2 protein-coding genes are annotated in these 1,066 nt (G+C 73.9%); both read right to left on the bottom strand.

Annotation, left to right across the window (positions count from 1 at the left end):
• A partial coding sequence (locus B4K29_RS00700; protein WP_414632587.1) for a type II secretion system F family protein occupies nt 1–459 on the bottom strand: 459 nt, incomplete at its 3' end.
• A partial coding sequence (locus B4K29_RS00695; RefSeq protein WP_286966177.1) for a CpaF family protein occupies nt 456–1,066 on the bottom strand: 611 nt, incomplete at its 5' end. The genes B4K29_RS00700 and B4K29_RS00695, both read right to left, overlap by 4 nt.

Raw genomic sequence — 1,066 nt, 5'->3', positions numbered from 1 at the left:
GTCGGCGAACGCCGCGAACGCCGGCCGCAGCGGCTCCGGGCCGCGGACCGCCAGCTGAGCCAGGGCCTCGGGCAGCGCCAGCCCCGCGCGCACGCCCGAAGCGATGTTGTCGACGGCGTCCGGCCACAGGTCGCGCAGGAGCATGCGGTGCCGGCGTGCCCGCCCGCGGACCACCGCCAGCGGGGCGTAGCCGGCGATCACCGCGAAGCACACGGCGACGGGGACCACGCCCGTGGTCGCCCAGGACGCCACGAAGGTGATGAGGCCGAGGAGGGCGCAGCCCGTCACGACCTGGGCAGGTGTCACCGAGCGCAGGTCGGCCTGCACCAGCTCGTCGCCCAGGCGGGCCAGCCGAGGCCCACGCACCTGCTCGACCCGGTCCTCGGACGGCACCCAGCAGGACCACCAGATGCAGAACAGCCCGAGGCCGAGGAGGAGCCCCACCGCGAGGCCGCTCATGATCGCGGTGCTCCGAGGATGGCGGTGACGTCGTGCCCCGCCCGCTCGAACCGGTCCAGGTGGGGCGGGAACCCGTCGCTGCGCACGAGCTCGTCACCGCGCCGGGTGAACAGGTCGGCGACCTCGATGACGTCGTCCTCGACCCGGCCGGGCACGGCGACGATCTCGCGCACCCGCCGCGTCCCGTCACGCTCCAGGGCGACCTGCACGACGACGTCGATGCTGCCGGCGACGGTGGGGACGACGAAGCGGGAGCCGACGTTCTCCCCGGCCAGCAGCGGCAGGGTGCACATCTTGGTGATGGCCTCGCGGGCGGAGTTGGCGTGGATGGTCGCCATGCCGGGCAGGCCGCTGTTGAGGGCGATCAGCAGGTCGAGGCTCTCGGCCTGGCGGACCTCCCCCACGACGATCCGCGAGGGCCGCATGCGCAGGGCCTCCTTGACGAGACGCCGCAGCGGGATCTCGCCGGTGCCCTCCAGCGAGGACTGGCGGCACTGCATGGCCGCCACGTCGCGGAGCGGCAGCTGGAGCTCGAACACCTCCTCGCAGCTGACCACCCGCTCCCGCGGCGGGATCGCCGAGGCCAGGCAGTTGAGCATGGTGGTCT

The sequence above is a fragment of the Arsenicicoccus sp. UBA6765 genome (genome assembly GCF_002453335.1).
GTDB classification, from domain to species: Bacteria; Actinomycetota; Actinomycetes; order Actinomycetales; family Dermatophilaceae; genus Arsenicicoccus; species Arsenicicoccus bolidensis.
Note: the sequence above shows the minus strand (reverse complement) of the source record. Positions and strands in the feature narration are given on the sequence as shown.